Source organism: Streptomyces sp. Qhu_M48 (assembly GCF_051305195.1).
GTDB lineage: Bacteria > Actinomycetota > Actinomycetes > Streptomycetales > Streptomycetaceae > Streptomyces.
The window spans coordinates 2,991,322-3,015,160 of record NZ_CP195432.1; the positions used below are offsets into that span (position 1 = coordinate 2,991,322).

General features: G+C 73.1%; 15 protein-coding genes. 11 read left to right on the plus strand and 4 right to left on the minus strand.

The genetic code is table 11. The annotated features are described in order from the left end of the window. Positions 1–112: 112 nt before the first annotated feature. Positions 113–3,487: a pyruvate carboxylase gene (locus ACRRSS_RS13850; RefSeq protein WP_435975324.1), complete on the minus strand. Its 3,375-nt coding sequence runs from the start codon at positions 3,485–3,487 to the stop codon at positions 113–115. 663 nt (positions 3,488–4,150) lie between these two features. On the opposite strand from ACRRSS_RS13850, the gene ACRRSS_RS13855 reads away from it, so the two are divergent. Continuing rightward, on the plus strand, positions 4,151–4,735 hold the full coding sequence (locus ACRRSS_RS13855) for a snapalysin family zinc-dependent metalloprotease (protein WP_435971506.1): 585 nt from the start codon (positions 4,151–4,153) through the stop codon (positions 4,733–4,735). Between the two features lie 347 nt (positions 4,736–5,082). Here the strand turns inward: ACRRSS_RS13855 and ACRRSS_RS13860 are convergent, their stop codons facing one another. Continuing rightward, on the minus strand, positions 5,083–5,544 hold the full coding sequence (locus ACRRSS_RS13860) for an RrF2 family transcriptional regulator (protein WP_435971507.1): 462 nt from the start codon (positions 5,542–5,544) through the stop codon (positions 5,083–5,085). 231 nt (positions 5,545–5,775) lie between these two features. Here ACRRSS_RS13860 and ACRRSS_RS13865 point away from each other — a divergent pair, with 231 nt between their 5' ends. The 4 genes from ACRRSS_RS13865 (at position 5,776) to ACRRSS_RS13880 (ending at position 12,884) form a co-directional block, all read left to right on the plus strand. Then, positions 5,776–8,472: an FAD/NAD(P)-binding protein gene (locus tag ACRRSS_RS13865; RefSeq protein WP_435975325.1), complete on the plus strand. Its 2,697-nt coding sequence runs from the start codon at positions 5,776–5,778 to the stop codon at positions 8,470–8,472. Positions 8,473–8,727: 255 nt separating this feature from the next. Continuing rightward, positions 8,728–9,450, plus strand: a complete 723-nt coding sequence (locus ACRRSS_RS13870) for a DUF4232 domain-containing protein (protein WP_435971508.1) — start codon at positions 8,728–8,730, stop codon at positions 9,448–9,450. 548 nt (positions 9,451–9,998) lie between these two features. Continuing rightward, entirely contained in the window at positions 9,999–10,649 is a 651-nt protein-coding gene (locus ACRRSS_RS13875) for a DUF4360 domain-containing protein (protein ID WP_435971509.1), read from the plus strand. Between the two features lie 162 nt (positions 10,650–10,811). Next, complete coding sequence (locus tag ACRRSS_RS13880; protein ID WP_435971510.1) at positions 10,812–12,884, plus strand: SpoIIE family protein phosphatase; 2,073 nt, start codon at positions 10,812–10,814, stop codon at positions 12,882–12,884. Positions 12,885–13,003: 119 nt separating this feature from the next. On the opposite strand, the gene ACRRSS_RS13885 is transcribed toward ACRRSS_RS13880, so the two are convergent. After that, positions 13,004–13,738 carry a TetR/AcrR family transcriptional regulator gene (locus ACRRSS_RS13885; RefSeq protein ID WP_435971511.1) on the minus strand — a complete coding sequence of 245 codons (735 nt, stop codon included), beginning with the start codon at positions 13,736–13,738 and terminating at the stop codon, positions 13,004–13,006. A gap of 124 nt (positions 13,739–13,862) precedes the next feature. Here ACRRSS_RS13885 and ACRRSS_RS13890 point away from each other — a divergent pair, with 124 nt between their 5' ends. After that, positions 13,863–15,086, plus strand: a complete 1,224-nt coding sequence (locus ACRRSS_RS13890) for a saccharopine dehydrogenase family protein (protein ID WP_435971512.1) — start codon at positions 13,863–13,865, stop codon at positions 15,084–15,086. Positions 15,087–15,162: 76 nt separating this feature from the next. Here ACRRSS_RS13890 and ACRRSS_RS13895 read toward each other — a convergent pair whose 3' ends face one another. Next, positions 15,163–16,044 (minus strand): DUF4394 domain-containing protein, encoded by an 882-nt coding sequence (locus tag ACRRSS_RS13895; RefSeq protein ID WP_435971513.1) that lies wholly within the window; start codon positions 16,042–16,044, stop codon positions 15,163–15,165. A gap of 345 nt (positions 16,045–16,389) precedes the next feature. Between ACRRSS_RS13895 and ACRRSS_RS13900 the strand changes: the two genes are divergently transcribed. The 5 genes from ACRRSS_RS13900 to ACRRSS_RS13920 all read left to right on the plus strand — a co-directional run bounded on the left by ACRRSS_RS13900 (position 16,390) and on the right by ACRRSS_RS13920 (position 23,766). Then, positions 16,390–16,794 (plus strand): BlaI/MecI/CopY family transcriptional regulator, encoded by a 405-nt coding sequence (locus ACRRSS_RS13900; protein WP_435971514.1) that lies wholly within the window; start codon positions 16,390–16,392, stop codon positions 16,792–16,794. Between the two features lie 178 nt (positions 16,795–16,972). Beyond that, positions 16,973–17,965 carry a TerC family protein gene (locus ACRRSS_RS13905; protein WP_435971515.1) on the plus strand — a complete coding sequence of 331 codons (993 nt, stop codon included), beginning with the start codon at positions 16,973–16,975 and terminating at the stop codon, positions 17,963–17,965. Positions 17,966–18,012: 47 nt separating this feature from the next. Further along, positions 18,013–18,213, plus strand: a complete 201-nt coding sequence (locus ACRRSS_RS13910) for a hypothetical protein (protein WP_435971516.1) — start codon at positions 18,013–18,015, stop codon at positions 18,211–18,213. A gap of 220 nt (positions 18,214–18,433) precedes the next feature. Further along, positions 18,434–22,342 (plus strand): Pls/PosA family non-ribosomal peptide synthetase, encoded by a 3,909-nt coding sequence (locus tag ACRRSS_RS13915; protein WP_435971517.1) that lies wholly within the window; start codon positions 18,434–18,436, stop codon positions 22,340–22,342. A gap of 44 nt (positions 22,343–22,386) precedes the next feature. Further along, positions 22,387–23,766, plus strand: a complete 1,380-nt coding sequence (locus ACRRSS_RS13920) for a M1 family metallopeptidase (RefSeq protein WP_435971518.1) — start codon at positions 22,387–22,389, stop codon at positions 23,764–23,766. The last annotated feature ends 73 nt before the right edge of the window (positions 23,767–23,839 follow it).

Below are 23,839 nucleotides of genomic sequence, written 5' to 3' on the forward strand. Positions count from 1 at the left end.
GTTCCGGCCGCCGGTCGCGGGGACCGGCGGCCGGGACACCATCGGCGTTCCCGGCCGCCCGTCGGCCGGGCCATCTGGCTTCGGCGTCCCGGCCGTTCGGCCGATCAGTCGGTCACCCGATCTCGACCAGAAGGTCCCCGCCCTCCACCTGCTGGATCCTGGTGATGGCCAGACGGGAGACGCGTCCGCTCCGTGTGGCGGTGATGGAGGCCTCCATCTTCATCGCCTCGATCGTGGCCACCGTCGCGCCGGCCTCCACCTCGTCGCCCTCGGCGACGGCCAGCGTGACCACGCCGGCGAACGGCGCGGCGACATGGCCGGGGTCGGACCTGTCGGCCTTCTCGGTCACCGGGAGGTCGGCGGCCGCCGTGTTGTCGCGCACCTGGATCGGCCGCAGTTGGCCGTTCAGGGTGGACAGGACGGTGCGCATACCGCGTTCGTCGGCCTCGCCGATGGCCTCCAGTTCGATCAGCAGCCGTACACCGGGCCCGAAGTCGACCGTGTACTCCTTCCCGGGGCGCAGCCCGTAGAAGAAGTCCTTGCTGTCGAGCACGCTGGTGTCGCCGTACGCCTGGCGGTGTGTCTCGTACGCCTTCGTCGGGCCGGGGAAGAGGAGGCGGTTCAGCGTCGCGCGCCGGTCCTCGGCCAGGCCGGTGCGGTCCTCCGCGGTCAGCTCCCGCATCGGCTTGGGACCGGCGCGGCCTTCGAGGGCCTTGCTGCGGAACGGCTCGGGCCAGCCGCCGGGCGGCGTGCCCAGCTCGCCGTGGAGGAAGCCGATGACCGAGTCGGGGATGTCGAAGCGGTTCGGCGCCGCCTCGAAGTCCTCGGGAGCCACGCCGGCGCCCACGAGATGCAGCGCGAGGTCGCCCACCACCTTCGACGACGGCGTGACCTTCACCAGCCGGCCCAGCATCCGGTCCGCGGCGGCGTACGTCGACTCGACGTCCTCGAAACGGTCGCCGAGGCCGAGTGCGACGGCCTGGGTGCGCAGGTTGGAGAGCTGCCCGCCGGGAATCTCGTGGTGGTACACGCGACCGGTCGGCGAGTCGAGACCCGCCTCGAAGGGGGCGTACACCTTGCGGACGCTCTCCCAGTACGGCTCCAGGTCACCGACCGCCTGCAGGTCGAGCCCGGTGGGCCGGTCGGAGTGGTCGGTCGCGGCGACGATCGCCGACAGCGACGGCTGGGAGGTGGTGCCGGCCATGGAGGCCACCGCGCCGTCCACCGCGTCCGCCCCGGCCTGGATCGCCGCGAGATAGGTGGCGAGCTGGCCGCCCGCGGTGTCATGGGTGTGGAGGTGCACGGGGAGGTCGAACTCCCGGCGCAGCGCGGAGACCAGCGTCGCCGCGGCGGGGGCCCGGAGCAGGCCCGCCATGTCCTTGACCGCCAGGACGTGCGCCCCGGCGGCGACGATCTTCTCGGCCAGCCGCAGGTAGTAGTCCAGCGTGTACAGCTTCTCCGCCGGGTCGGAGAGGTCCGAGGTGTAGCACAGCGCGACCTCGGCCACCGCCGTCCCGGTCTCCCGTACGGCGTCGATGGCGGGGCGCATCTGGTCGACGTCGTTGAGCGAGTCGAAGATGCGGAAGATGTCGATGCCGGTGGCGGCGGCCTCCTGCACGAAGGCGTCGGTCACCTCGGTCGGGTACGGGGTGTACCCGACGGTGTTACGGCCCCGCAGCAGCATCTGCAGGCAGATGTTGGGCACGGCCTCGCGCAGGGCGGCGAGGCGGTCCCAGGGGTCCTCCGCGAGGAAGCGCAGCGCGACGTCGTAGGTGGCGCCGCCCCAGCACTCCAGGGACAGCAGCTGCGGGAGGTGGTGTGCCACCGCGGGGGCGACGGCCAGCAGGTCCTTGGTCCTGACCCGGGTGGCGAGGAGCGACTGGTGGGCGTCGCGGAAGGTGGTGTCCGTGACACCGATGGTCGGCGACGCGCGCAGGCTCCGCGCGAAGCCCTCCGGGCCGAGCGCGAGCAGCCTCTGCCGCGAGCCGGCGGCCGGTTCGCCGGCGGGCACCGCGGGCAGCTTCGTGGCCGGGGCGATCAGCTCGGGCCGCGGGCCGTGCGGCTTGTTCACGGTGACGTCGGCGAGGTAGGTGAGCAGCTTGGTGCCGCGGTCGGCGGAGTGGCGCGCGGTCAGCAGGTGCGGCCGCTCCTCGATGAAGGCCGTCGTGACGCGTCCCGCCCGGAAGTCAGGGTCGTCGAGCACGGCCTGCAGGAAGGGGATGTTCGTGGACACGCCCCGGATGCGGAACTCGGCCACCGCGCGCCGGGCCCGGCTGACCGCGCTGTCGAAGTCCCGGCCCCGGCAGGTCAGCTTGACCAGCATCGAGTCGAAGTGGGCGCTGACCTCCGTACCCGCGTGGGTGGTGCCGCCGTCGAGCCGGATGCCGGAGCCCCCCGGGGAGCGGTACGCGCTGATCATGCCGGTGTCCGGGCGGAAGCCGTTGGCCGGGTCCTCGGTGGTGATCCGGCACTGCAGGGCGGCACCGCGCAGGACGACGGACTCCTGGGCCAGGCCGAGATCGGCGAGGGTCTCGCCGGCGGCGATGCGCAGCTGCGACTGCACGAGATCGATGTCGGTGACCTCCTCGGTCACCGTGTGCTCGACCTGGATGCGCGGATTCATCTCGATGAAGACGTGATTGCCCTCGCGGTCGAGGAGGAACTCCACGGTGCCCGCGTTGCGGTAGCCGATCCGGCGGGCGAACTTCACGGCGTCGTCGCAGATGCGCTGCCGCAGCTCCGGGTCGAGGTTCGGGGCGGGGGCGAGTTCGATCACCTTCTGGTGGCGGCGCTGCACCGAGCAGTCGCGCTCGAACAGGTGGATGACGTTGCCCTCGCCGTCGGCGAGGATCTGCACCTCGATGTGGCGCGGATCGACGACGGCCTTCTCCAGGAAGACGGTCGCGTCGCCGAAGGCGGACTCGGCCTCGCGGGCCGCCGCCTCGATGGACTCGCGCAGCGTCGCCGGGTCCTCGACCCGCCGCATGCCGCGACCGCCACCACCGGCGACGGCCTTGACGAACACCGGGAATCCGATGCCCTCGGCGGCCGCCACCAGCTCGTCCACGTCGGTGGAGGGCGCCGAGGAACCGAGGACCGGGACGCCCGCCTCCCGGGCCGCGGCCACGGCGCTCGCCTTGTTCCCGGTCAGCTCCAGGGTCTGGACGCCCGGGCCCACGAAGGTGATGCCCGCCGCCTCGCAGGCGCGCGCGAGTTCCGGGTTCTCGGAGAGGAATCCGTACCCCGGATAGACGGCGTCGGCGCCGGCCAGGCGGGCCGCCCGGATGATCTCCTCCACGGAGAGGTAGGCCCGTACGGGATGTCCGGGCTCTCCGATCTCGTACGCCTCGTCGGCCTTCAGCCGGTGCAGAGAATTGCGGTCCTCGTGGGGGAAGACGGCTACCGTGCGGGCCCCCAGTTCGTAGCCGGCGCGGAACGCGCGAATCGCGATCTCCCCGCGATTGGCCACCAGTACCTTGCGGAACATCATGATCCCTTCACCCTGCCGGTGATGAGCTACGGGTCGCCGACACCCCCGCGTACGCGGTGCCCCGGGAGGGCACCCGCCCGCGTCGCGCCCGGCTCGTTTCGGCAACGCTAAGGGCTGCGCGGTGGCCTTCTGAAGATCCCACGACAGTGACATGGATCATCGCGACGCCGCTGTCTGTCGGAGGCGCGGAGCGGGTACCCGACGGGGCACCGGTCCCGTCGGCGCGGCGCGGCGTCCGGGCACGGAAGAATCCCTTTCGCACCGTGTGGTGCGTTCGGGTGAAGGGTGAACAGCCGCGCACGTCTCAGTCCCGGAGTTCCACTGGTGTGAGAGTCAGTCAGTACGCCCGGTGCGACCAGGACTCGGCCGATGTCTCCACGCCCGCAGATCCCGACGCGTGGGCCGAGGCCGGGAGGGCGACTTCCTCCAGGCCTCAGCCGTCGGCGGGACGGCTGAGCGGTAACTCGATCCGGCTGCAGGGGAGTTGAAAAGAGGCAACTACCTGACAGGTGCATGACGTACGGGGCGATGGGGGCCTATCGTCGGAGGGCCCCAGAGGTTCGGCACTCCCGACCGTCCCGGTCGGCCGAGTGCCGGCGCGCTCTTCCCACGCTCTCGGTTCCGCAGGGTTCCGAGTCCCCCACGAGTGAAGGAGCAGCAATGCCCCTCAGCACATGGCTGAAGGCCGGCACGACGGCCGCAGCGCTCGTCCTCGCCACGGCGACCGCCGTGAGCGCCGCACCCGCGCCCGCACCGGAGTCGTCGGTGTCCGGCGCGGCGGCGGTGGTGACCCTCCGGTACGACGACAGCCGGGCCGGCGGCTGGGAGGCCGCGATCGCGGCCGGAGTCGCCTCATGGAACGCGAACGTCGACAACGTCAAGCTGGTCGAGGCCGCACCGGGCGTCCGGGCCGAGATCGTCATCGTGGCCACCACCGGGTGGCCCCAGGCCACCCTCGGCCCCGTCCGCCCGGGCCGGCAGGTCCGCGTCGAGCTCGGGAGCCAGGCGGTGTCCCAGGGGTACGACAAGACCCGCATAGCCGCCCATGAACTCGGCCACAGCCTGGGTCTCCCCGACACCAAGCCGGGCCCGTGCACGCAGCTGATGTCGGGTTCGAGCGCGGGTACGAGCTGCGTGAACGCGGTCCCCAACGCGACCGAGCAGGCCCGGGTGGAGTCCGCCTACGCCAACGGCGCCGCCCTGAAGGTTCCCACCGACGGCCGGATGCTCGTGGACATGCCCTGACAGGGCAACCGCCGGGTCGTGTACGGAGAGTCCCACCTGGCCCTGCCCTGCGGGCAGACGGCGCTCCTCTCCGTGCACGACCCGGGCAGGGCGCCCGATCGAGCCGCACGATCGGGCGCCCGCCGGCCGTGCGCCGGAACTCCCGCTCACGGCCGACCCGTTCCGGCGCGGGCCACCCGCGCAGACCGTTGCCCGGCGCGACCCACCCGCGCCGACCGCTGCCCGGCACCACGCACCTGTGCCGAACCGTTTTTCCGATGCCACCCACCCGTGCTGTGTCCGGCCGGCCGGTGACGCTCCCCGACCGGTGACGCTCCCCGGCCGGTCACGCTCCCCGGCCGTCGACGCTAGGGGTACGTCCGCACGTCGTCGTTGTAGTCGCGGGCCCGGTCCCGTACGAGCTCCGGCAGGGTGCCCGTCGCCAGGTCCCCGAGGGTCGTGCCCTCCAGGACCTGGCGCAGACTCGTCCGCACGGCGCGCCACACATCCGGCATCGGAGCCGCCGCACCCTGGTACTCCAGGCCCGTCAGCTTCAGGTCCCGCACGCTGACGAGTGGTCCGTCCATCGCGCGGATGACATCGGCGAGGGTGATCTCGGCGGCCGGCCGGGTGAGGGTGTAGCCGCCGTCGGGGCCCCGCACACTGCGCACCAGACGCGCCTGCCGCAGGTCGCCGAGCACGACGAAGAGGAAGCGGACGGGGATGTCCTGGCGTCCGGCGACGTCCTCGGCCTTGAGGGGCCGGTCAGGGGACCGGGCCAACTCGGCCATGGCCCGGATGGCGTAGTCCGTTCGTGCTGAGATCCTCACGGACTCAATGTCTCACGTACGGCGGAAGCCTGGCCCGCGGCCACTCTCAAGGGCTCGTCAACAGCGGACCGGCGCGGCGATGTTGTCCTGAAGCGGCATTCCACTCCACTTTGTTCATCGACATAGTGAACATTGGTCGTCCAGCCCGCCCCTGGTCCGGAGGTTTCCGTGGTGTCCGTGGTGCCCGTCGTGTCCTCGCCGTCCGCCGAGTCCGCCCGCCCTCGACCGACCGTGGCGGTCGTCGGCGCGGGCGCGGCCGGCGCGCTCGTCGCCGTCCAGCTGTGCGAAGCGGCGGCCCGACGCCGTATCCCGCTCGATCTGGTCCTCGTCGACCCCGCGCCGGAGGCCGGCCGGGGCACCGCGTACGCCACCGAGGTCCCCGAGCACCGGCTCAACGTGCCCGTCGGCGGCATGAGCTGCTACCCGGACGACCCGGGGCACTTCAAGCGCTGGCTCTGCCGGCACGGCGAGTCCACCGTCACCGCGGCGGACTTCGCCTCCCGGTACCGCTACGGCTCGTATCTCGCCGACACGCTCGGACGCGCCATCATCACGGCGCACGGCACGGTCTCCGTGCGGCGGCTGCGCACCAGGGCGACGGGGTGCGACGACGCCGCCGGGGGGCGGCTGGAACTCCGGCTCGCCGACGGCGGCACCGTGACGGCGGACAGCGTGGTCCTCGCCACCGGGCCCGCGGCGGGCCGGGCCGGCTGGGCCCCGGCCGAACTGGTCGCCTCCGACCGGTTCGTCCCGCGGCCCTGGACGCCCGGCGCGCTCGACGCCGTCGGAGCCTCGGACGACGTCCTCCTCGTCGGGACCGGGCTCACCGCCGTCGACCTCGCGCTCGTCCTCGACCGTCCCGGCCGCACGGTTCACGCGGTGTCCCGTGGCGGGCTGCTGCCCCAGCCGCACGCGGTCGCCCCGCTGCCCGCCGTACCGCCACCGCCGGGCCTCGCCGGCCTCCCGTTCCACCGCCTCCGACGGGAGTTGACGCGGCACTTCGCCGCCACGCGTCGCGCCCACGGTGACTGGCGGCCCGCGTTCGACGGGCTGCGGCCCGAGATCGTACGGCTCTGGCAGGGTCTCACCGACGACGAGCGGGCGGAGTTCCTCGGCCGCGACGCCACCCGGTGGAACGTGCACCGGCACCGCATGGCACCCTCCACCGCCGAGACCGTCGCCCGGGCGCGCGCCGCCCACCGGCTCCGGGTGCACGCCGGCCGGATCGCCTCCGTGGCACCGCACCAGGACGGTGGCCTGATCGTCTCCCTCGCCGACGGGCGTGAACTGCGCGTGGCATGGGTGGTGGACTGTACGGGTCCCGGGCTGCGGGTCGACGCCGACGGCGACCCGTTGTGGAGCGGGCTGCTGTCCGACGGCCTCGCCGCACCCGGACCGCTCGGCATCGGCGTCTCCACCGACGGCGGCAGGCTGCTCGACGCCCAGGGTCACCGGGAGCGGCCGCTGTTCACGCTGGGAGCGCCCCGCAGAGGCGAACTGTGGGAGACGACCGCGATCCCCGAGATCCGTGCCCAGGCCAAGGAGGTCGCCGAGGCCGTACTCGCCCCGCTGACCAGCGCCCCCCGGTCGGTACGCCGCCGGCCCACCGACCAGTTCGGGCTGCCGCTCTCCACCCATGCCGCCGCCGCGGCGTCCTTCCGCTGCGGACTCGCCCGCGTGATCACGGTACGGGCGAAGGCGGCCGAGTCGTTCGCGCGGGCCACCGAACTCGACCCCGGGTTCGCGCTCGGGCACGCCGCACTCGCCCTGCTCGGTCACGAGTGCGGAGCGGACGTCGACGTCGCCCGGGAGCTGGCGGACGCCCAGCGCAGCGTGCGGGAACGCGGCGACGAGCGGGAGCGGTCGTTCGTCGACGTCGTCACGCGCCGCATCGGGGAGCACGAGGCCCAGGCGGGCGCCACCGGGGGAACGGCCTGGGGAACGGGCGACGGCGACACGGCGCTCGTCGACCACCTCGGCCGATACCCCGCCGACGCGTTCGCCCTCGGCATCGCCGTCCCCACCATCGCCTTCTCCGGCGTCGTGGATCTCGACGGCTCACTCGCCCTCGGCCTGGTGGAACGGACCGCGTCCGCCTACGAAGGACACTGGTTCCACACCTCGCTCCTCTCCTTCGTCCGGCAGGAACAGGGCAGGATCGACGAGGCCGGCGAGCTCGCCCGGGCGGCGCTCGCCGCGCAACCCGCCTCCGGACACGCCGTGCACGCCCTCGCCCACGTCCACTACGAATCCGGCGAGCACCGCACCGGCCGGGACTGGCTCGACGGCTGGATCGGCGGCCAGGGACGGGGCGCCGTGCACCGGGCGCACTTCTCCTGGCACGTGGCGCTCCACGAGCTGGCCCTCGACGACTCCGCGGCGGTACGCCGCCGCTGGTTCGCCCAGCTCGCCCCGGGCCAGGTGAACGGGGTGCGGGCCCTCGTCGACTCCGGATCCCTGCTGTGGCGGGCCCGCATGTCCCGGAACTGGACCGGCCGCGTCCCGGTCGACGGCGTGCTCGACGCGGTCGCCCGCGATCTGGTCGAACGACCCGCGACCGCGTTCACGGCCCTGCACAGCGCCGTCGCCCTCACCGCCGCCGGAGACCTCTCCGCACTCCGCCGCCTGCGCACCCACGCGGCCGGCGCGGACCCGGTGCAGCGGGAGGTCGTCGTCCCGCTGTGCAGCGCGCTGGAAGCGGTCCTGGAGGAGGAGTGGGCCACCGCGGTGCGGGAACTGCGCGGACTGCTGCCGTCCCTGCGCCGCGTGGGAGGCAGCGCGGCACAGCGCGAGATCGTCGAGGAGACCCTGCTGTACGCGCTGGTGGAGGCGGGGCACAGCGACACCGCCCGGCACCTCCTCGAACAACGCCTCGATCGACGCGCCTCCCCGCTCGACCGGCGCAGGCTGGCGGGGCTGAGCCTCTGAGGGGGTTACGCCTCCGCGAACCATCGTCACCTCGCGTCCCCTCTGCGGGGCGCGCCGACGCTGAGGAAGGAGGGGCGATCCGCCCGTGGGGACGGACCGGTCGCAGGGGGTGCGTCGTGCCGCCTGTGTAACAGGCATGTACCACGGGGTGGTTGGGCGGAACGGCCGGCCGTTCCGGACGGCTCTTGGTGACCGGAGACGCTCGCTCCTGCCGACCGACCGATGCCCGGCCCACCGAGAACCGAGGAAGACACCATGCGCGCTCACAAGCTGACCTTCGCCGCTGCCCTGGCCGTTGCCGCTGGTCTCTCGCTGACGGCCTGCGGCGGTGACGGCGGTACGGGGAAGGGCTCGGCGCCGGCCACATCCGCCCCGTCCGCCCCGTCCGCTCCGTCCGCCACGGCGTCCGCGGCCGGTGGTGCGGACGCGGACGGTTCGGACCAGGGGGGCGGGCAGAGCTCCGGCGGGAAGGGATCGGGCGGGAAGAGTTCCGGCGGGAAGAGGTCCGGTGGGAAGGGCGCGGCCGCTGCCGGGACCGGCTCCGGCGGGAGCGAGGAGACCGGGAGGTGCCGTACCGACGAACTGGAGGTCACCGCGATGGACCACACCATCGAGGGCGACCTCGACGGCACCGTCGCCGTGCAGTTGAGGAACCGGGGCAGCGGGGAGTGCGTGGTGTCCGGGTACGCGGGGGTCGACCTGAAGACCGCAGCGGGGCCGCTGTCCGCGAAGCGCACGGGTGAGCCGGGCACCTCGGTCACCCTCAGGAGCGGGGAGTCGGTGGCCTTCGGCGTCAGCTACCCGCTCAACAGGACGGGCGGCTCCGGCGTGCGCGTCACGGGGCTTCTGGTGACCCCGCCGAACGAGACGAGGACGGTCACCCTCGACTGGCCGGGCGCCGCCACCCTGCCCGTGACGGAAGGCCCCGGATCGCCGGTGAAGGTCGGCCCGGTCGGCAGCGCGGGCCAGGGCGGCTGAGAGCGTTCGACGCCGTCACGGGGCAGGGGAGCCGCGTCGGCCACTCGCCGATCGCGGTGCTCCGGGGGGCCGCCGCCGTGGTGTGGCCGCTGCGTCGCTGACCAAGTGACGGCACTGACCACGTGACGGCGGTGACCGCGTGATCTGCTGCGGCCACGTGTGTCGGACGGGGCGCCTGCGTCTCATGGGGCTCGGGGTGCCCCATGAGCCCTTCCGCGCCAAAAAGCGGGCATTCCGCGAGGCGGTTAATGGCCGGGCGCCACCCTGCCTCGCCCTACGCGGGCCTCTAGCATTCGACCAGTCCCGCTCACAGGCGCGGGGCGTGCCGGGCGGATGTCATGCGCATGATAGTTCAATCATTGCCGGTTGGACTACCCCTCCGCGTACCGCCCGCCTTCCCGATCCACCGCCCGCACCAGGTCTTCACCGCAGTAGGTCCGTGACGGCCGCCGCCCCGACGCGTGGCGCGCCGCATCCCCCGGCCCGTGGCCGGACGCACCCGTGCGTCCGCGCCCGTCGGGAACCGAAGCACCGGATGGGAGAACACCATGAGAGCTCGCCTGCTCGTGAGCGGGGCGGTCGCCGCCCTGTTCGCCTCGGCCCTGCCCGCTCAGGCCGGCCCGTCGTCGATCGTCGACCCGCCGCCGGACAGGATCGTCATCGACATCGCCACGGTGAACGGCTCAGGCTGCCCCCTGGGCACCGCCGCCATCGCCGTGTCCGAGGACAACACCGCCTTCACCGTCACCTACAGCGAGTACCTCGCACAGGTGGGCGGCGGCGCCCCCACCACGGCGGCCCGCAGAAACTGTCAGCTGAACCTCCTGGTGCACGTGCCCCACGGCTTCACCTACGCGATCGCCAGCGCCGACTACCGGGGCTACGCGTCGCTCCAGCGCGGAGCGAGCAGTACGGAGAAGGCCTCGTACTACTTCCAGGGCTCGCCGAGCACCGCCTCCCGCACGCACACCTTCCGGGGCCCGTACGAGGACAACTGGCAGGCGACCGACGACACCGACTGGGCGCAGCTCGTGTGGGCCCCCTGCGGTGTGCAGCGGAACTTCAACATCAACACCGAGCTGCGGGTGAACGCCGGCACGTCGAGCCCGACCACCACCAGCTACATGACCATGGACTCCACCGACGGTGACATCAGCACCGTCTACCACCTGGCGTGGAAGGAGTGCCCGGCCAGGTGACGCGCGCGCCGGCCGGGGCGCGCCGACGCGCCCCGGCCGCCGCCGCACGACGGCGTCGCGCCGGCGGGAGAACCCGAGTACTCCGCACCGCGAGCGTTCCCCCGCGCATATGCCGATACTGGGGACGACGGCCGAGTGCGAAACGACCGGGACTCCACAGCGATGGCTCACAGGGCAGCGGAAGCGACGAGCGGTGCCGCTCGGGACGCGGGCGGCTGGCTCGGCGCGCTTCCCGTGGCCGCGGTGGCCACCAGCAGGTCCGGGGCGATCGTGCGCTGGGACAGCACGGCGGAGAGGCTCCTCGGCTACGCCTTCCACGAGGTCAGGGGACGGCACATCGCCGATCTCCTGCACCCGGGAGCGGACCGGGGCCTGGGCCGTTCGCTGTGGGAGCGCGCGGTCTCGGGCCCGGGGGTGACGGGGAGCGTGACCGCCTGGCACCGTGACGGACGCCCCGTCGAACTGGAGGTGTGGGCGACATCCGTTCCGCAGGACTCCCGTGGCGCCGGCACGGTGCTGGTCTTCGCCGCCGACGCGCACGCCGCCCGCGCGGTCCGCGGCTCCTCCGCCGTGTGGGACGGCATGTTCGCCCGCTCGCCGGTCGGGATCGCGGTCTTCGACACCGCTCTGCGGTTCCTGCGCGTCAACCCCGCCCTGCAGGCCATGAACGGCCTGCCGGAGGCCGAGCACATCGGCCGGCGCCTGGCGCAGATCCTGCCCGACGTGAACGCCTCCGCGATGGAGGACGCCATGCGGCAGGTGCTCGACAACGGCGAGCCGATCCTGGACTTCCGCCGCACGGGCCGCACCCCGGCGGACCCCGCCCACGACCGCGTGTGGTCCTGCTCCTACGTACGTCTGGAGGACGCCGACGGTCTGCCCATCGGCCTGACCGCCACCCTGATCGACATCACGGCGCAGCAGCGGGCGGAAGTCGAGGCGGCGGCCGGCCGGCGGCGCCTCGCCCTCGTCAACGAGGCCACGTTCAAGATCGGCACGAGCCTGGACCTGGAACGCACCGCGCAGGAGCTCGCCGACGTCTGCGTCCCGGCCCTCGCCGACGCCGTCACCGTCGACGTCCTGGACAGCCTCGCGGCGAACGGCGACATCGGCTCCGGACTCGTCGGCGGCGCCGCCCTGCGCCGACTGGGCAAAGCGCCGGTCACCGGCTCCGCGATCACCGAGACGCTCGCCCCCCTCGGCCGTACCCTCGCGTTCCCGGGCAACGCGCCCTACACCCAGGCCCTCGCCGAGCGCCGCGTCTTCCGCATCGCCCACCTGGACGCGCAGGCCATCGCCCCGGCGGCCCGGCACTCCAGCGCCCCGGCGAAGCTCCTGCCCCTCGGCGTGCACTCGTTCATGATGGTGCCGCTGCTCGCCCGCGGCACGGTCCTGGGGCTCGCCACCTTCTACCGCAGCCGCCCGCTCGGCCCCTTCACCGAGGACGACGCGGCGCTCGTCGTCGAACTCGCCTCACGTGCCGCGGTGTGCGTGGACAACGCCCGCCTCTACCACCGCGAACACGACACGGCCGTGATCCTCCAGCGCAGCATGCTGCCGCAGCACGTCACCCCGCCTCCCGGCATCGAGGTGGCCCACCGCTACCTCCCCGCCAGTGACGTGAACGAGGTCGGCGGCGACTGGTACGACGTGATCCGGCTGCCCGGCGGCAGGGCCGCGCTGGTCATCGGTGACGTCATGGGCCACGGAACCCTCGCCGCGGCGGTCATGGGCCGCCTCTCCGCCAGTGTCCGCGCGCTGGCCCGCCTCGACCTCGCGCCCGAGGAACTCCTCGACCAGCTGGAGGCCACGCTGGAGGACCTGGCCGAGCCGATGCTCGCGACCTTCTGCTACGCCGTCCTCGACCCGGCCGACGGTCACTGCCGCATCACCCGCGCCGGCCATCCGCCGCCGGTCCTGGTGGGCCCCGACGGCACCGCACGCCTCCTCGACCTGCCCGCCGGACTCCCGCTCGGCGTCGGCGGCGGCTCCTTCACCACCGTCGACATCACCCTTGAGCCCGGCAGCATCCTGGTGCTCTACACCGACGGGCTGGTCGAGTCCCGCGGCGACGACATCGACGACCGCCTCGGTGCGCTCACCGATCTCCTGACCCGGCCCGGACCCTCGCTCGACGGGCTCTGCGACACCCTCGTCACCCACCTGGTCCCGGCCTCGGCCGACGACGACATCGCCCTCCTCGTCGCCCGCCTGGCCCCCGCCCCCGCGCCCTGAGGACCGACGCCGACCCGCGGAGCTCGCGCCGTGCGGAGGGAGCGCTGAGTGGAGGGAGCGCAGGGCGTTGGCATAAGCCCTGGAGCCGGGGTTCGAGTGCGTGCGTCGCCGGGGCCGTGTCAGGAGTTCGTCGTCCCGGGAGCGCGCCGCGCCCGCGCCCAGCTGAGCTGTTCCGCCGCGCTGTTCAGCAGCGTGTCGAGGACGACGGGGTAGGCGCTGTGCGTCATCCGCCCCGCGAGGAGCCGTGCGGTGGCCGCGATGTGCGGGTGGGTGTCGGCGGGCAGGGCGGCGTAGGTGGAGTTCCACATCTCCTCGTCCGCCGCGCGGGCCTCGTCCTTCAGCACCATCGACCCGGCGTCCAGGGCGGCGAAGGCCAGACTGAGGTCGATGAACGCGTGGTAGACGACGACCGCGTCGGGGTCAGCGAAGCCCGCGCCGCGCAGCAGGCCGAGGATCGCCTCGTCCACCGCGATCTCCCGCGGCCGGCCGGTGACCCGGCTGGCGGTGAGCACCGCGGCCTGGGGGTGGTCGAGGTAGGAGGCGTGGATGGCCAGGCCGAGGGCCCGCAGGTCGGACCGCCACTCACCGGTGGGCGTCCAGGAGTCCAGGGCCCGCCCCGTCAGCTCCTCGCCGATCGCCCGGGTCAGGTCGTCGAGCCCCGCGAAGTACCGGTAGAGGGTGCTGGGATCGGCGCCGAGGGCCGCTCCCAGTCTGCGTGCCGTCAGGCCGTCGCTGCCGTGCTCTCGTAGCATCCTCAGGGCGGTCCGCACGATCAGTTCCTCGGACAGCACCGTGCCCTGCCGTGTCGGCCGGCGCCTGCGCCGTGCCGCCTCCGGCACCACCTGTTTCGCCACGACCGCTCTCCCCGCTGTCCGTCCGGCGTTCTTATGCCAACGTGATTGACCTTAATCGAACGTGTCCCGTTGCATCTGTCCCAGCCGTGGAGGCGACCGTCTCCGGCAACGAAAGGTGAGTGACATGCGCGTACTGCTCGTGGGCGCCGGTGGCGTCGGCACGGCCGTCACCCGGATCGCGGCCCGCCGTGACTTCCTGACCCACATGGTCGTCGCGGACTACGACCTCGCCCGCGCCGAGGCGGCCGTCGCGGCCCTCAAGGAGCACGGGGACCGGTTCAGCGCCAGGCGCCTGGACGCCTCCGACGAGGACGCGGTGCGGCGGGCGCTCGTCGAGGAGAGGTGTGACGCCCTGCTCAACGCGACCGACCCCCGGTTCGTGATGCCGCTCTTCGACGCCGCGCTCGCGGCGGGCACGCACTATCTCGACATGGCGATGTCCCTGTCCGCTCCGCACGCCACCCACCCGTACGAGCGATGCGGAGTGAAGCTCGGCGACGCGCAGTTCGAGCAGGCCGGTCCGTGGGAGCGTTCCGGGCGCCTCGCCCTGGTCGGCATGGGGGTGGAGCCCGGCCTGTCGGACGTCTTCGCACGGTACGCGGCCGACGAACTCTTCGACGAGATCGAGGAGATCGGCATCCGCGACGGCGCCGACCTGACGGTCGAGGGGTACGACTTCGCCCCGTCGTTCAACATCTGGACGACCATCGAGGAGTGCCTCAACCCGCCCGTGGTGTACGAGAAGGACCGGGGCTGGTTCACCACGGCCCCCTTCAGCGAGCCGGAGGTCTTCGACTTCCCCGAGGGCATCGGTCCGGTCGAGTGCGTCAACGTCGAGCACGAGGAGGTGCTGCTCATCCCGCGCTGGGTCGACGCCCGCCGGGTGACGTTCAAGTACGGCCTCGGTGACGACTTCATCGCCAAGCTGAAGACCCTCCACGAGCTGGGGCTCGACTCCACCACGAAGGTGACCGTCCCGTCGGAGAACGGCCCCGTGGCGGTCTCCCCGCGCGACGTGGTCGCCGCCTGCCTGCCCGACCCGGCGACGCTCGGCGACCGCATGACCGGCAAGACCTGCGCCGGCACCTGGGTCAAGGGCACCAAGGACGGCTCGGCGCGCGAGGTGTATCTCTACCACGTGGTCGACAACGAGTGGTCGATGCGCGAGTACGGGTCCCAGGCCGTGGTGTGGCAGACCGCCGTCAACCCCGTCGTCGCCCTCGAACTCGTCGCGAACGGCGCCTGGTCCGCCACCGGCGTCCTCGGCCCGGAGGCCCTGCCGCCCCGCCCCTTCCTGGACCTGCTCACCGCGTACGGCTCGCCGTGGGGCCTCCGCGAGGAGATCTGACGGCTCACGGCTCGCGCACCGCACGACAGGGAGGCGGTCGGCAGGCCTGGGTGACCTGCCGACCGCGAGGGTGACGTCAGTGCTGGTTCAGGGGGAGGGCGACGTCGACGACCTGGCGGGCCGCCGGGAAGGCGCCGACGAGGGTGGCCTTTCCGGTGAGGACGTCGACCTTGTAGAAGCGCTGCCTGCCGCTCGTGGAGAGTGCGGCGTAGCCGCGGTTCGAGCCGTTGGAGGCCTCGTGGTAGATGTCGAAGCCGGCCGAGGGGCCGGCGTTGACTCCGAGGCCGCCGGTGGGTGCGAGGGTGCCGGCGTTGGCCGGGGACTGCAGTGAGACGCGGTCGTTGGTGGTGTCGGTGTCGAAGAGGGTGGTCGCGGTCGCCGTGTCGAGATCGTTGTTCGTGTACGCGGCGCCGGTGACGCCGAGGGCGGTCGACGGCGGGGTGGTGGGGTTGGTGAGTGCGCCGTCGACGGTGGTGGTCTTCGGTGCGGCGGGGTCGTCGGTGTTGTGGCGCAGGTTCTGGCCGGTGTCGCTGATGACGCGCAGGCGGTTGGCGGCGGGGTTGAAGTCGACGCCGAAGTGCCGGCCCTGGAGGGCCACGGTCAGCTGGGAGACCTTGACGGCCTTGGCGTTGCTGTCGACCGTGTAGATGCCGCCCTTGTCGCCGACGCCGTACAGCTTGCCGTTCTGGACGCGGAAGTCGATCCCGACCAGCTTGCCGTCGCCCTGGAGGCCGTTGATCTTCCCGAGGGACCAGCTCCGGGCCGGGTCGTGGACGTCGAAGCCGACGAGGCGCTGGTCCGAGGTCAGACCCACGCTGATCAGACCGTGGCCCGCCGCACGGCCCTGCGGCGCGAACGGATCGCCGCCCGCCGCCGTCGCGGAAGCCAGGACCGGGGAGAGCAGGGAAACAGCCACCGCTGCCGCGGCCACCGTGATGGCGGCACGTCGAGTACGCACGAGAGAGCTCCGATCGATCTGCGGCCCGCCTCCTCAGCGAGGCGGGTCCGCGGGTGCTTCGAAGCCCCACCCGGAGCGGATCGGTACGAAGGCCGACAACCCCCCGAACAGCCGCAAAAGTCCTACCGCGAGCGTCCGGGAGGAGGGGCGGCCGAGCCCGGCGGAAGACCGGGCCCACTCCCACCCCTGCCCATCCACCCCACCCCACCCCACCCCACCGGACGGGGGTGCACGGGCGGGGCGGCCGAGCACAACACCGCGGAAACGGAGCCGATCGTCCGGGAGAACGCTCAGTACGATGAACCGCCCCGCACCGGGCGGGCGCGTGGGCGGGAGGGAGACCGCATGACGGGCCGGAGCGGGAGCGGGCGCGACCGGTCCTCCCCGAGGCGGGGCCAGGGAGAGCTGGAGGCCCAGGTGCTCGGCGCGCTGCGGGACGCCCCCGGCGCGGTGAACGCGGGGTGGGTCCGGGAACGTCTCGGCGGCGATCTCGCCTACACCACCGTGATCACCATCCTCACCCGGCTGCGCGTGAAGGGGGCGGTGACCCGTGAACGGACCGGTCGGTCGTTCGCGTGGACCGCGGTCGCCGACGGGGCGGGCCTCGCCGCCCTGCGGATGCGCAAGGTGCTGGATGCGGAGTCGGACCGGGCGGCCGTCCTCACGAGCTTCGTGACCACCCTCTCCGTCGACGACGAGCGGGTCCTCCGCGACCTCCTGGCCCAGGAGTCCCGGGAGGGAGAGGACTGAAGCCAGGGGATCCTCGGCTTCCCGCCGTTCTTCGCGCCGCTTGTGCCTCCGCCCGTCCCCTCCGCCCTCCCTTCCGTCGGCCGTCCGGCGCGGCGCCGGATCGCCCCATCGGGCGAATGGCCCCAGAATGCGAGGTAAGGGCCTGCGCGCCCGCGCGGGCCGTCGGGGAGTGACCGAGGTGCTAGAGGTCCCCTTCTGGCTGTGGGCGGCCTTCGCCGCGACGGTGGTGGTGTCGTTGACGGTGGACCTGCTGGCCCACCGCAGCGCACACGTCATCGGCTTCAAGGAGGCCGCCGCCTGGAGCGGGCTGTGGGTGGGGCTCGCCCTGGTCTTCGGCGGGGTCGTCTTCGTCGTCCTCGGTACGACGGCCGGCACGGAGTACACCACGGCGTGGCTGCTGGAGAAGAGCCTGTCGGTCGACAACCTCTTCGTCTTCGCCGTGATCTTCGCGTACTTCAAGGTGCCCCGCGCCTACCAGCACCGCGTGCTGTTCTTCGGCGTCATGGGCGCCCTGGTCTTCCGGGGGATCTTCCTCTCCCTCGGCGTGGCCGTGGTCAGCCGTTTCACCGCCGTCCTCTTCGCCTTCGCCGCCGTCCTGTTCTACAGCAGCTACAAACTCCTCAGGGATCAGGAGGAGAGCTTCGAGCCGGGCAAGAGCTTCGCCGTACGGCTGCTGCGCAAGATCATGCCGGTCCGTGACGAGTACGCCGGTATGAGGTTCTTCGTCAAGGAGGCGGGCAAGCGCGTGGCGACACCGCTCCTGGCGGTGGTGGCGGCCATCGAGGCGGCCGACCTGATCTTCGCCGTCGACAGCGTTCCCGCCGTGCTCGCGGTCAGCGACGACGCCTTCATCGTCTACACGAGCAACGCGTTCGCCATTCTCGGCCTGCGGGCCCTCTACTTCATGCTCGCCGGGCTCCTCGACCGGTTCCACTACCTCAACAAGGGCCTCGCGATCATCCTCGCCTTCATCGGCGTCAAGCTCGTCCTCCAGGCGTCCCACAAGACGATCAGCGGCGACATCCCCGAGATCCCCTCACCGGTCAGCCTCGCGGTCATCGTCCTCGTCCTGGCGGGGTCCGTGGCCCTCAGTCTGCTCCGGCCCCCACCACCGCCCGACCCGGTGCCCCCGGGGAGGGGCGAGGAGGCGGATCCGCCGCCGGATGCCTGATACGGCACGACTCTTCCCTTTTCTGCCGTCACGCCTATGGTTAAAGAATGAGTAAAACCGAGCATGAGGCCGGACCCCGAGGAGTTCTCGTCTGCCCGGTCTGCGAACAGCCCCTGACCTCGACCGTCAAGACGCGGCACAAGACCCTGGGAGTCTTCGTGCCCGTGTGGCGCCCGGGCCCCTGCCACAACCCCGAGTGCACCGCGTACCTGGAGGACTCCGGACGCCCCGGCCACCGGGACCGCTGACACGACCGTCGACCTCGGGCGCCCACCCCGGACACCGCGGCCGGGGTGGCCGCCCACGGCCTCCTACCGTCCTTCCTCGGCCACGCGCAAGCGGTTCGACGGGGAAATCCCGGTTCGCGCACTAGACTGGCGGGCTGCTTGGCGCTGGACCGGAACAACCTGGGCAGACCCGGGCTCCACCGGCGACCCGGACGTTTCCGGGAGCGAGACGCGAGGGCCGATGTCAGCCACACCTGAGCGCGGTGAAGTCACTCTGCTCGACGGCGGGGAGACGTACGAGGAGTCCGGCAAAGCGGCCCGGTTCTCCGCGGCGCCCGCCGCCGCGCCCCGAACACTCGTCGACATCCTCGACGCGACCGTACGGGCCCACCCCGACGAGCTCGCACTCGACGACGGCACCACCCGGTTGACCTACCGTGCGCTGGCCGCCGAGGTCGAACGCCGACGCCGCGCCCTCGCCGCGGCCGGGGTCGGGTTGGGCGACCGGGTCGGCGTACGCGTGCCCTCCGGGACCAACGAGCTGTACGTGGCCGTCCTCGCCGTCCTCGCCGCGGGGGCCGCCTACGTGCCGGTCGACGCCGAGGACCCCGACGAGCGGGCCGAACTCGTCTTCGGCGAGGCCGGGGTGCGCGCGGTGCTCGGCGCCGGACACTCCGTCGAGGTCACCCGGGACCCGGAGCCCGGCCATGCCCCCGCCGCCCGCCCCGGGCCCGAGCACGACGCCTGGATCATCTTCACCTCCGGCTCCACCGGCGTGCCCAAGGGCGTCGCCGTCAGCCACCGCAGCGCCGCCGCCTTCGTGGACGCCGAGGCCGCGCTCTTCCTCGCCGAGGAACCGATCGGACCCGGCGACCGGGTCATGGCCGGACTCTCGGTCGCGTTCGACGCCTCCTGCGAGGAGATGTGGCTGGCCTGGCGCTACGGCGCCTGCCTCGTGCCGGTCCCGCGCTCCCAGGTGCGCAGCGGCGCCGACCTCGGCCCCTGGCTGGTGGAACAGGAGATCACCGTGGTCTCCACCGTGCCGACCCTGGCCGCGCTCTGGGAGCCCGAGGACCTGGCCGAGGTCCGGCTGCTGATCTTCGGCGGCGAGGCCTGCCCGCCCGAACTGACCCAGCGCCTGGTCACCGAGGGCCGCGAGGTCTGGAACACGTACGGTCCCACCGAGGCCACCGTCGTCGCCTGCGCCTCGCTCCTGACCGGTGAGGAACCGATCCGCATCGGCCTCCCGCTGAACGGATGGGAACTGGCCGTCGTCGACGAGTCCGGCGAGCCGGTGCCCATGGGCGGCAGCGGCCAGCTCGTGATCGGGGGCGTCGGCCTGGCCCGCTACCTCGACCCCGCGAAGGACACCGAGAAGTACGCCCCGCTCGCCTCCCTCGGCTGGCAGCGCGCCTACCGCAGCGGAGACCTCGTCCGCGCGGAACCGGAGGGGCTCGTCTTCCTCGGCCGCGGCGACGAACAGATCAAGCTCGGCGGCCGCCGGATCGAACTGGGCGAGGTGGACGCGGCGCTCCAGGCCCTTCCGGGCGTCGCCGGCGCGGCCGCCGCCGTCCGCACGGCACGCAGCGGCAACCAGCTGCTCGTCGGTTACCTCGTCACGCAGGAGGGATGGGACCGCGCGGCGGCGGTCGAGAGACTGCGCGCCGATCTGCCCGCCGCCCTCGTGCCCCTCCTCGCGCCGGTCGACGACCTCCCGACCCGTACCTCCGGCAAGGTGGACCGGGACGCGCTGCCCTGGCCGCTGCCCGACCTGGAACCCGCCGGCTCCGTCGAGCAGCTCTACGGCACCGAGGCCTGGCTCGCCGAGCAGTGGAGCGAGACCCTGGGCGTGGCCGTCACCTGCGCCGCCGACGACTTCTTCGCGATCGGCGGCAGCAGCCTCGCCGCCGCCCAGCTCACCACCAGGCTTCGCACCCGTTACCCGAGCGCGGCCGTCGTCGACATCTACCAGCAGCCCACCCTGCGGAAGCTCGCCCGCCACCTCGAACAGTCCGTACAGGACGGCGGCGCGGCCCGGACCGTCGCCCCCGTCCCGCTCCGGACCCAGGTGACACAGTCGCTGCTCCTGCTCCCGCTGTTCACCCTGGTCGGCCTGCGCTGGACGGTGGCGCTCCTCGCCCTGGGCAACGTCCTGGACCGGTTCGGGTCCTACCCCTGGGCGCCCACCGCGTCGTGGTGGCTGGTCGCCGCCGGCGCGGCCCTGTTCTACAGCCCGCCGGGCCGACTGGCCCTCGCGGCCGGCGGCGCCCGCCTCCTGCTCCGCGGGGTCGAGCCGGGACACCACCCGCGCGGCGGAAGCGTGCACCTGCGGCTGTGGACGGCCGAGCGACTGGCCGATCTCGTCGGCGCGACCGCCCTCACCGGCTCCTGGCTGCAGCGCTACGCACGGGCCCTCGGCGCCAAGATCGGCCCCGAGGTCGATCTGCACTCCCTGCCTCCCGTCACCGGCATGCTCAAGCTCGGCCGCGGCTGCGCCGTGGAGTCCGAGGTCGACCTCTCCGGGCACTGGCTGGACGGCGACCGGCTGGAGATCGGACCCGTCAAGGTCGGGGCGGGCGCCGTCGTCGGCACCCGCAGCATGCTCTTCCCGGGCGCGCGGGTCGGCAAGCGCGCCGAGGTGGCCCCCGGCGCCGCCGTGACCGGACCGGTCCCGACCGGCCAGCGCTGGGCCGGAGCGCCCGCCGTCAAGCTCGGCAAGGCCAAGCGGAACTGGCCCAAGGAACGCCCGCCGCGTCCCGCCGGCTGGCGCGCCGTGTACGGAGTGACCGGCTTCCTCCTCACCGCCCTGCCCGTGCTCGCCGCCCTGCCCGCGCTGCTCGTCGTCAGCCTGTTCGTACCCGCCGGCGCCGGGCTCGCCGAGGCCCTCCTCGGCGCGCTGACGGCCGTGGTGCCGGGAGCGCTCGCCTTCGGGTTCGCCTACGCGCTGCTCCTGCTCGTCGCGGTGCGTCTGCTCAGCCTCGGGCTGAGGACCGGGACCCACCCGACGCACAGCCGGGTCGGCTGGCAGGCCTGGACCGTCACGCAGCTGATGGACCTGTCCCGGGAGACCCTGTTCCCGCTGTACGCCGGGCTGATCACCCCCGTGTGGCTGCGGCTGCTCGGGATGAGGATCGGCCGGGGCGCCGAGGTGTCGACGGTGCTCGCGCTCCCGAGCCTGACGACCGTGGGCGAAGGCGCGTTCCTCGCGGACGACACCCTGACCGCCCCCTACGAGCTGGGCGGCGGCTGGGTCCGCGTCGGACACTCCGTGATCGGCCGCCGTGCGTTCCTCGGCAACTCCGGCATGACCGCGCCGGGCCGCAGCGTGCCCGACGACGGGCTGGTCGGCGTCCTGTCGGCCACGCCGAAGAAGGCCAAGAAGGGCAGCTCGTACCTGGGCCTGCCGCCGGTCAAGCTGCCGCGCTCGGCCGCCGCCGCGGACCGGAGCCGCACCTACGACCCGCCCGCGCGCCTGCTGTGGGCCCGGGGCCTGGTGGAGCTGTGCCGGCTCGTCCCGGTGTTCTGCTCGGCGGCGCTCGCCGTCCTGACCGTGGCCGCGCTGTGCGCCCTGGCCGCGACGGACGGACTCGGGACCGCGGGGACGGCGCTGCTGTCCGGAGTGGTCCTGCTCGCCGCCGGGGCGAGCGCCGCGCTGGTCTCCGTGACCGCGAAATGGCTCCTCGTGGGCCGGCACCGGACGGGGGAGCACCCGCTGTGGAGCGGCTTCGTGTGGCGCAACGAACTGGCCGACACGTTCGTCGAGGTCCTGGCCGTGCCCTGGCTGGCCGGATCGGTGCCCGGGACGCCGCTCCTCGCCCTGTGGCTGCGCGGCCTCGGGGCCCGGATCGGCCGGGGTGTCTGGTGCGAGAGCTACTGGCTGCCCGAGACGGACCTGGTGACCCTCGGCGACGCCGTCACCGTGAACCGCGGCTGTGTCCTGCAGACCCACCTCTTCCACGACCGGATCTTGAGGACGGATACTGTGGTCCTCCGCGAGGGCGCCACCCTGGGCCCGGGCGGAATCGTCCTGCCCGGGAGCACGGTCGGGGCCCGCAGCACACTGGGACCCGCCTCTCTCGTGATGGCCGGGGAATCCGTCCCCGCCGACACTCGCTGGCTGGGCAATCCGATCGAGGCGTGGCGGTCCTGAAGGGGCCACGGCGTACGAGCACAGCGCAGGGAGCGGAAGCGGCAGTGAGCGGCCAGAGGACAACGGCGTCGGACCCGTACTTTCCGGCCAACGGCGATCCCCGTTACCGCGTGCACCGGTACGAACTCGCTCTGGACTACCGTCCCGGCCCCAACCGGCTGGCCGGGACGGCCCGCATCAGCGCGATCGTCGGCCGGGCGCCGCTCACCGAGTTCGCCCTCAACCTGGCCGAGTTCAAGGTGGGCCGGGTCCAGGTGAACGGCCGGGCGCCCCACTACTCCCACCGGGGCGGCAGACTGCGCCTCCGGCCGGCCAAGCCCCTCCCCGCCGGCGCCGCCTTCACCGTGGAGGTGCACTGGTCGGGCAACCCCAAGCCGGTCCGCAGCCCCTGGGGCGGCCTCGGCTGGGAGGAGCTCACCGACGGCGCGCTCGTCGCGAGCCAGCCGGTGGGCGCGCCGTCCTGGTACCCGTGCAACGACCGGCCCGCCGACAAGGCCTCGTACCAGATCTCGGTCAACACGCCCTCCCCGTACACGGTGGTGGCCGGCGGCCGGCTGCTGACCCGGACGACCAGGGCCTCCACGACCACCTGGGTGTACGAGCAGACCGCACCGACCTCCAGCTACCTGGTCGGCCTCTCCATCGGCATGTACCAGACCGTGCTGCTCGGCGACCCCGGACTCGGCGGGGTTCCGCAGAGCGCCCACGTACCGGCGCACCTGCTGCCGAGGTTCTCCCGGGACTTCGCGCGGCAGCCCGCGATGATGCGGCTCTTCGAGGAGCTGTTCGGCCCCTACCCCTTCGGCGAGTACGCGGTGGTGGTCGCCGACGAGGAGCTGGACGTGCCGGTGGAGGCCCAGGGGCTGTCCCTCTTCGGCGTGAACCACGTGGACGGCGTACGGGGTTCGGAGCGGCTCGTCGCCCACGAGCTCGCTCACCAGTGGTTCGGCAACAGCGTGACCATCGCCGACTGGCGGCACATCTGGCTGAACGAGGGCTTCGCGAAGTACGCCGAGTGGCTCTGGTCGGAGCGCTCCGGCGGCCGCACCGCCCACGAACTGGCGCTCGCCGCGCACCGGTTGCTGGCCGCGCAGCCGCAGGACCTGGTCCTCGCCGACCCCGGCCGCAAGCTGATGTTCGACGACCGCCTGTACCAGCGCGGGGGCCTCACGGTGCACGCGATCCGCTGCGCGCTGGGTGACGGGCCGTTCTTCCGCATGCTGCGCGACTGGGCCGCCGTGCACCGCCACGGCGTGGTGACCACCGCGGGCTTCACCGCCCATGTGTCCCGCTACGCGACCGAACCGGTGGACGGCCTGCTCACGTCCTGGCTCCACGGGACCGCCCTCCCTCCGCTCCCCACCCCGCCGGTCCCGGCCCGCCCCGGCTACCCGCCGACCAACGGCGGGCCCGGGACGGCCTGACCTCGCGGGCGCCTGGACGGCCGTCGTACCGGCCGCCCCCCGCGGTCTGTCGTGGAACGGTCACCATCGCCCG

Coding starts and splice junctions, on each gene's coding strand:
- ACRRSS_RS13890 (WP_435971512.1), top strand. CDS start 13,863: ATGCGCGTACTGCTCGTGGGCGCCGGTGGCGTCGGCACGGCCGTCACC.
- ACRRSS_RS13880 (WP_435971510.1), top strand. CDS start 10,812: ATGGCTCACAGGGCAGCGGAAGCGACGAGCGGTGCCGCTCGGGACGCG.
- ACRRSS_RS13855 (WP_435971506.1), top strand. CDS start 4,151: ATGCCCCTCAGCACATGGCTGAAGGCCGGCACGACGGCCGCAGCGCTC.
- ACRRSS_RS13875 (WP_435971509.1), top strand. CDS start 9,999: ATGAGAGCTCGCCTGCTCGTGAGCGGGGCGGTCGCCGCCCTGTTCGCC.
- ACRRSS_RS13915 (WP_435971517.1), top strand. CDS start 18,434: ATGTCAGCCACACCTGAGCGCGGTGAAGTCACTCTGCTCGACGGCGGG.
- ACRRSS_RS13850 (WP_435975324.1), bottom strand. CDS start 3,487: ATGTTCCGCAAGGTACTGGTGGCCAATCGCGGGGAGATCGCGATTCGC.
- ACRRSS_RS13900 (WP_435971514.1), top strand. CDS start 16,390: ATGACGGGCCGGAGCGGGAGCGGGCGCGACCGGTCCTCCCCGAGGCGG.
- ACRRSS_RS13870 (WP_435971508.1), top strand. CDS start 8,728: ATGCGCGCTCACAAGCTGACCTTCGCCGCTGCCCTGGCCGTTGCCGCT.
- ACRRSS_RS13910 (WP_435971516.1), top strand. CDS start 18,013: ATGAGTAAAACCGAGCATGAGGCCGGACCCCGAGGAGTTCTCGTCTGC.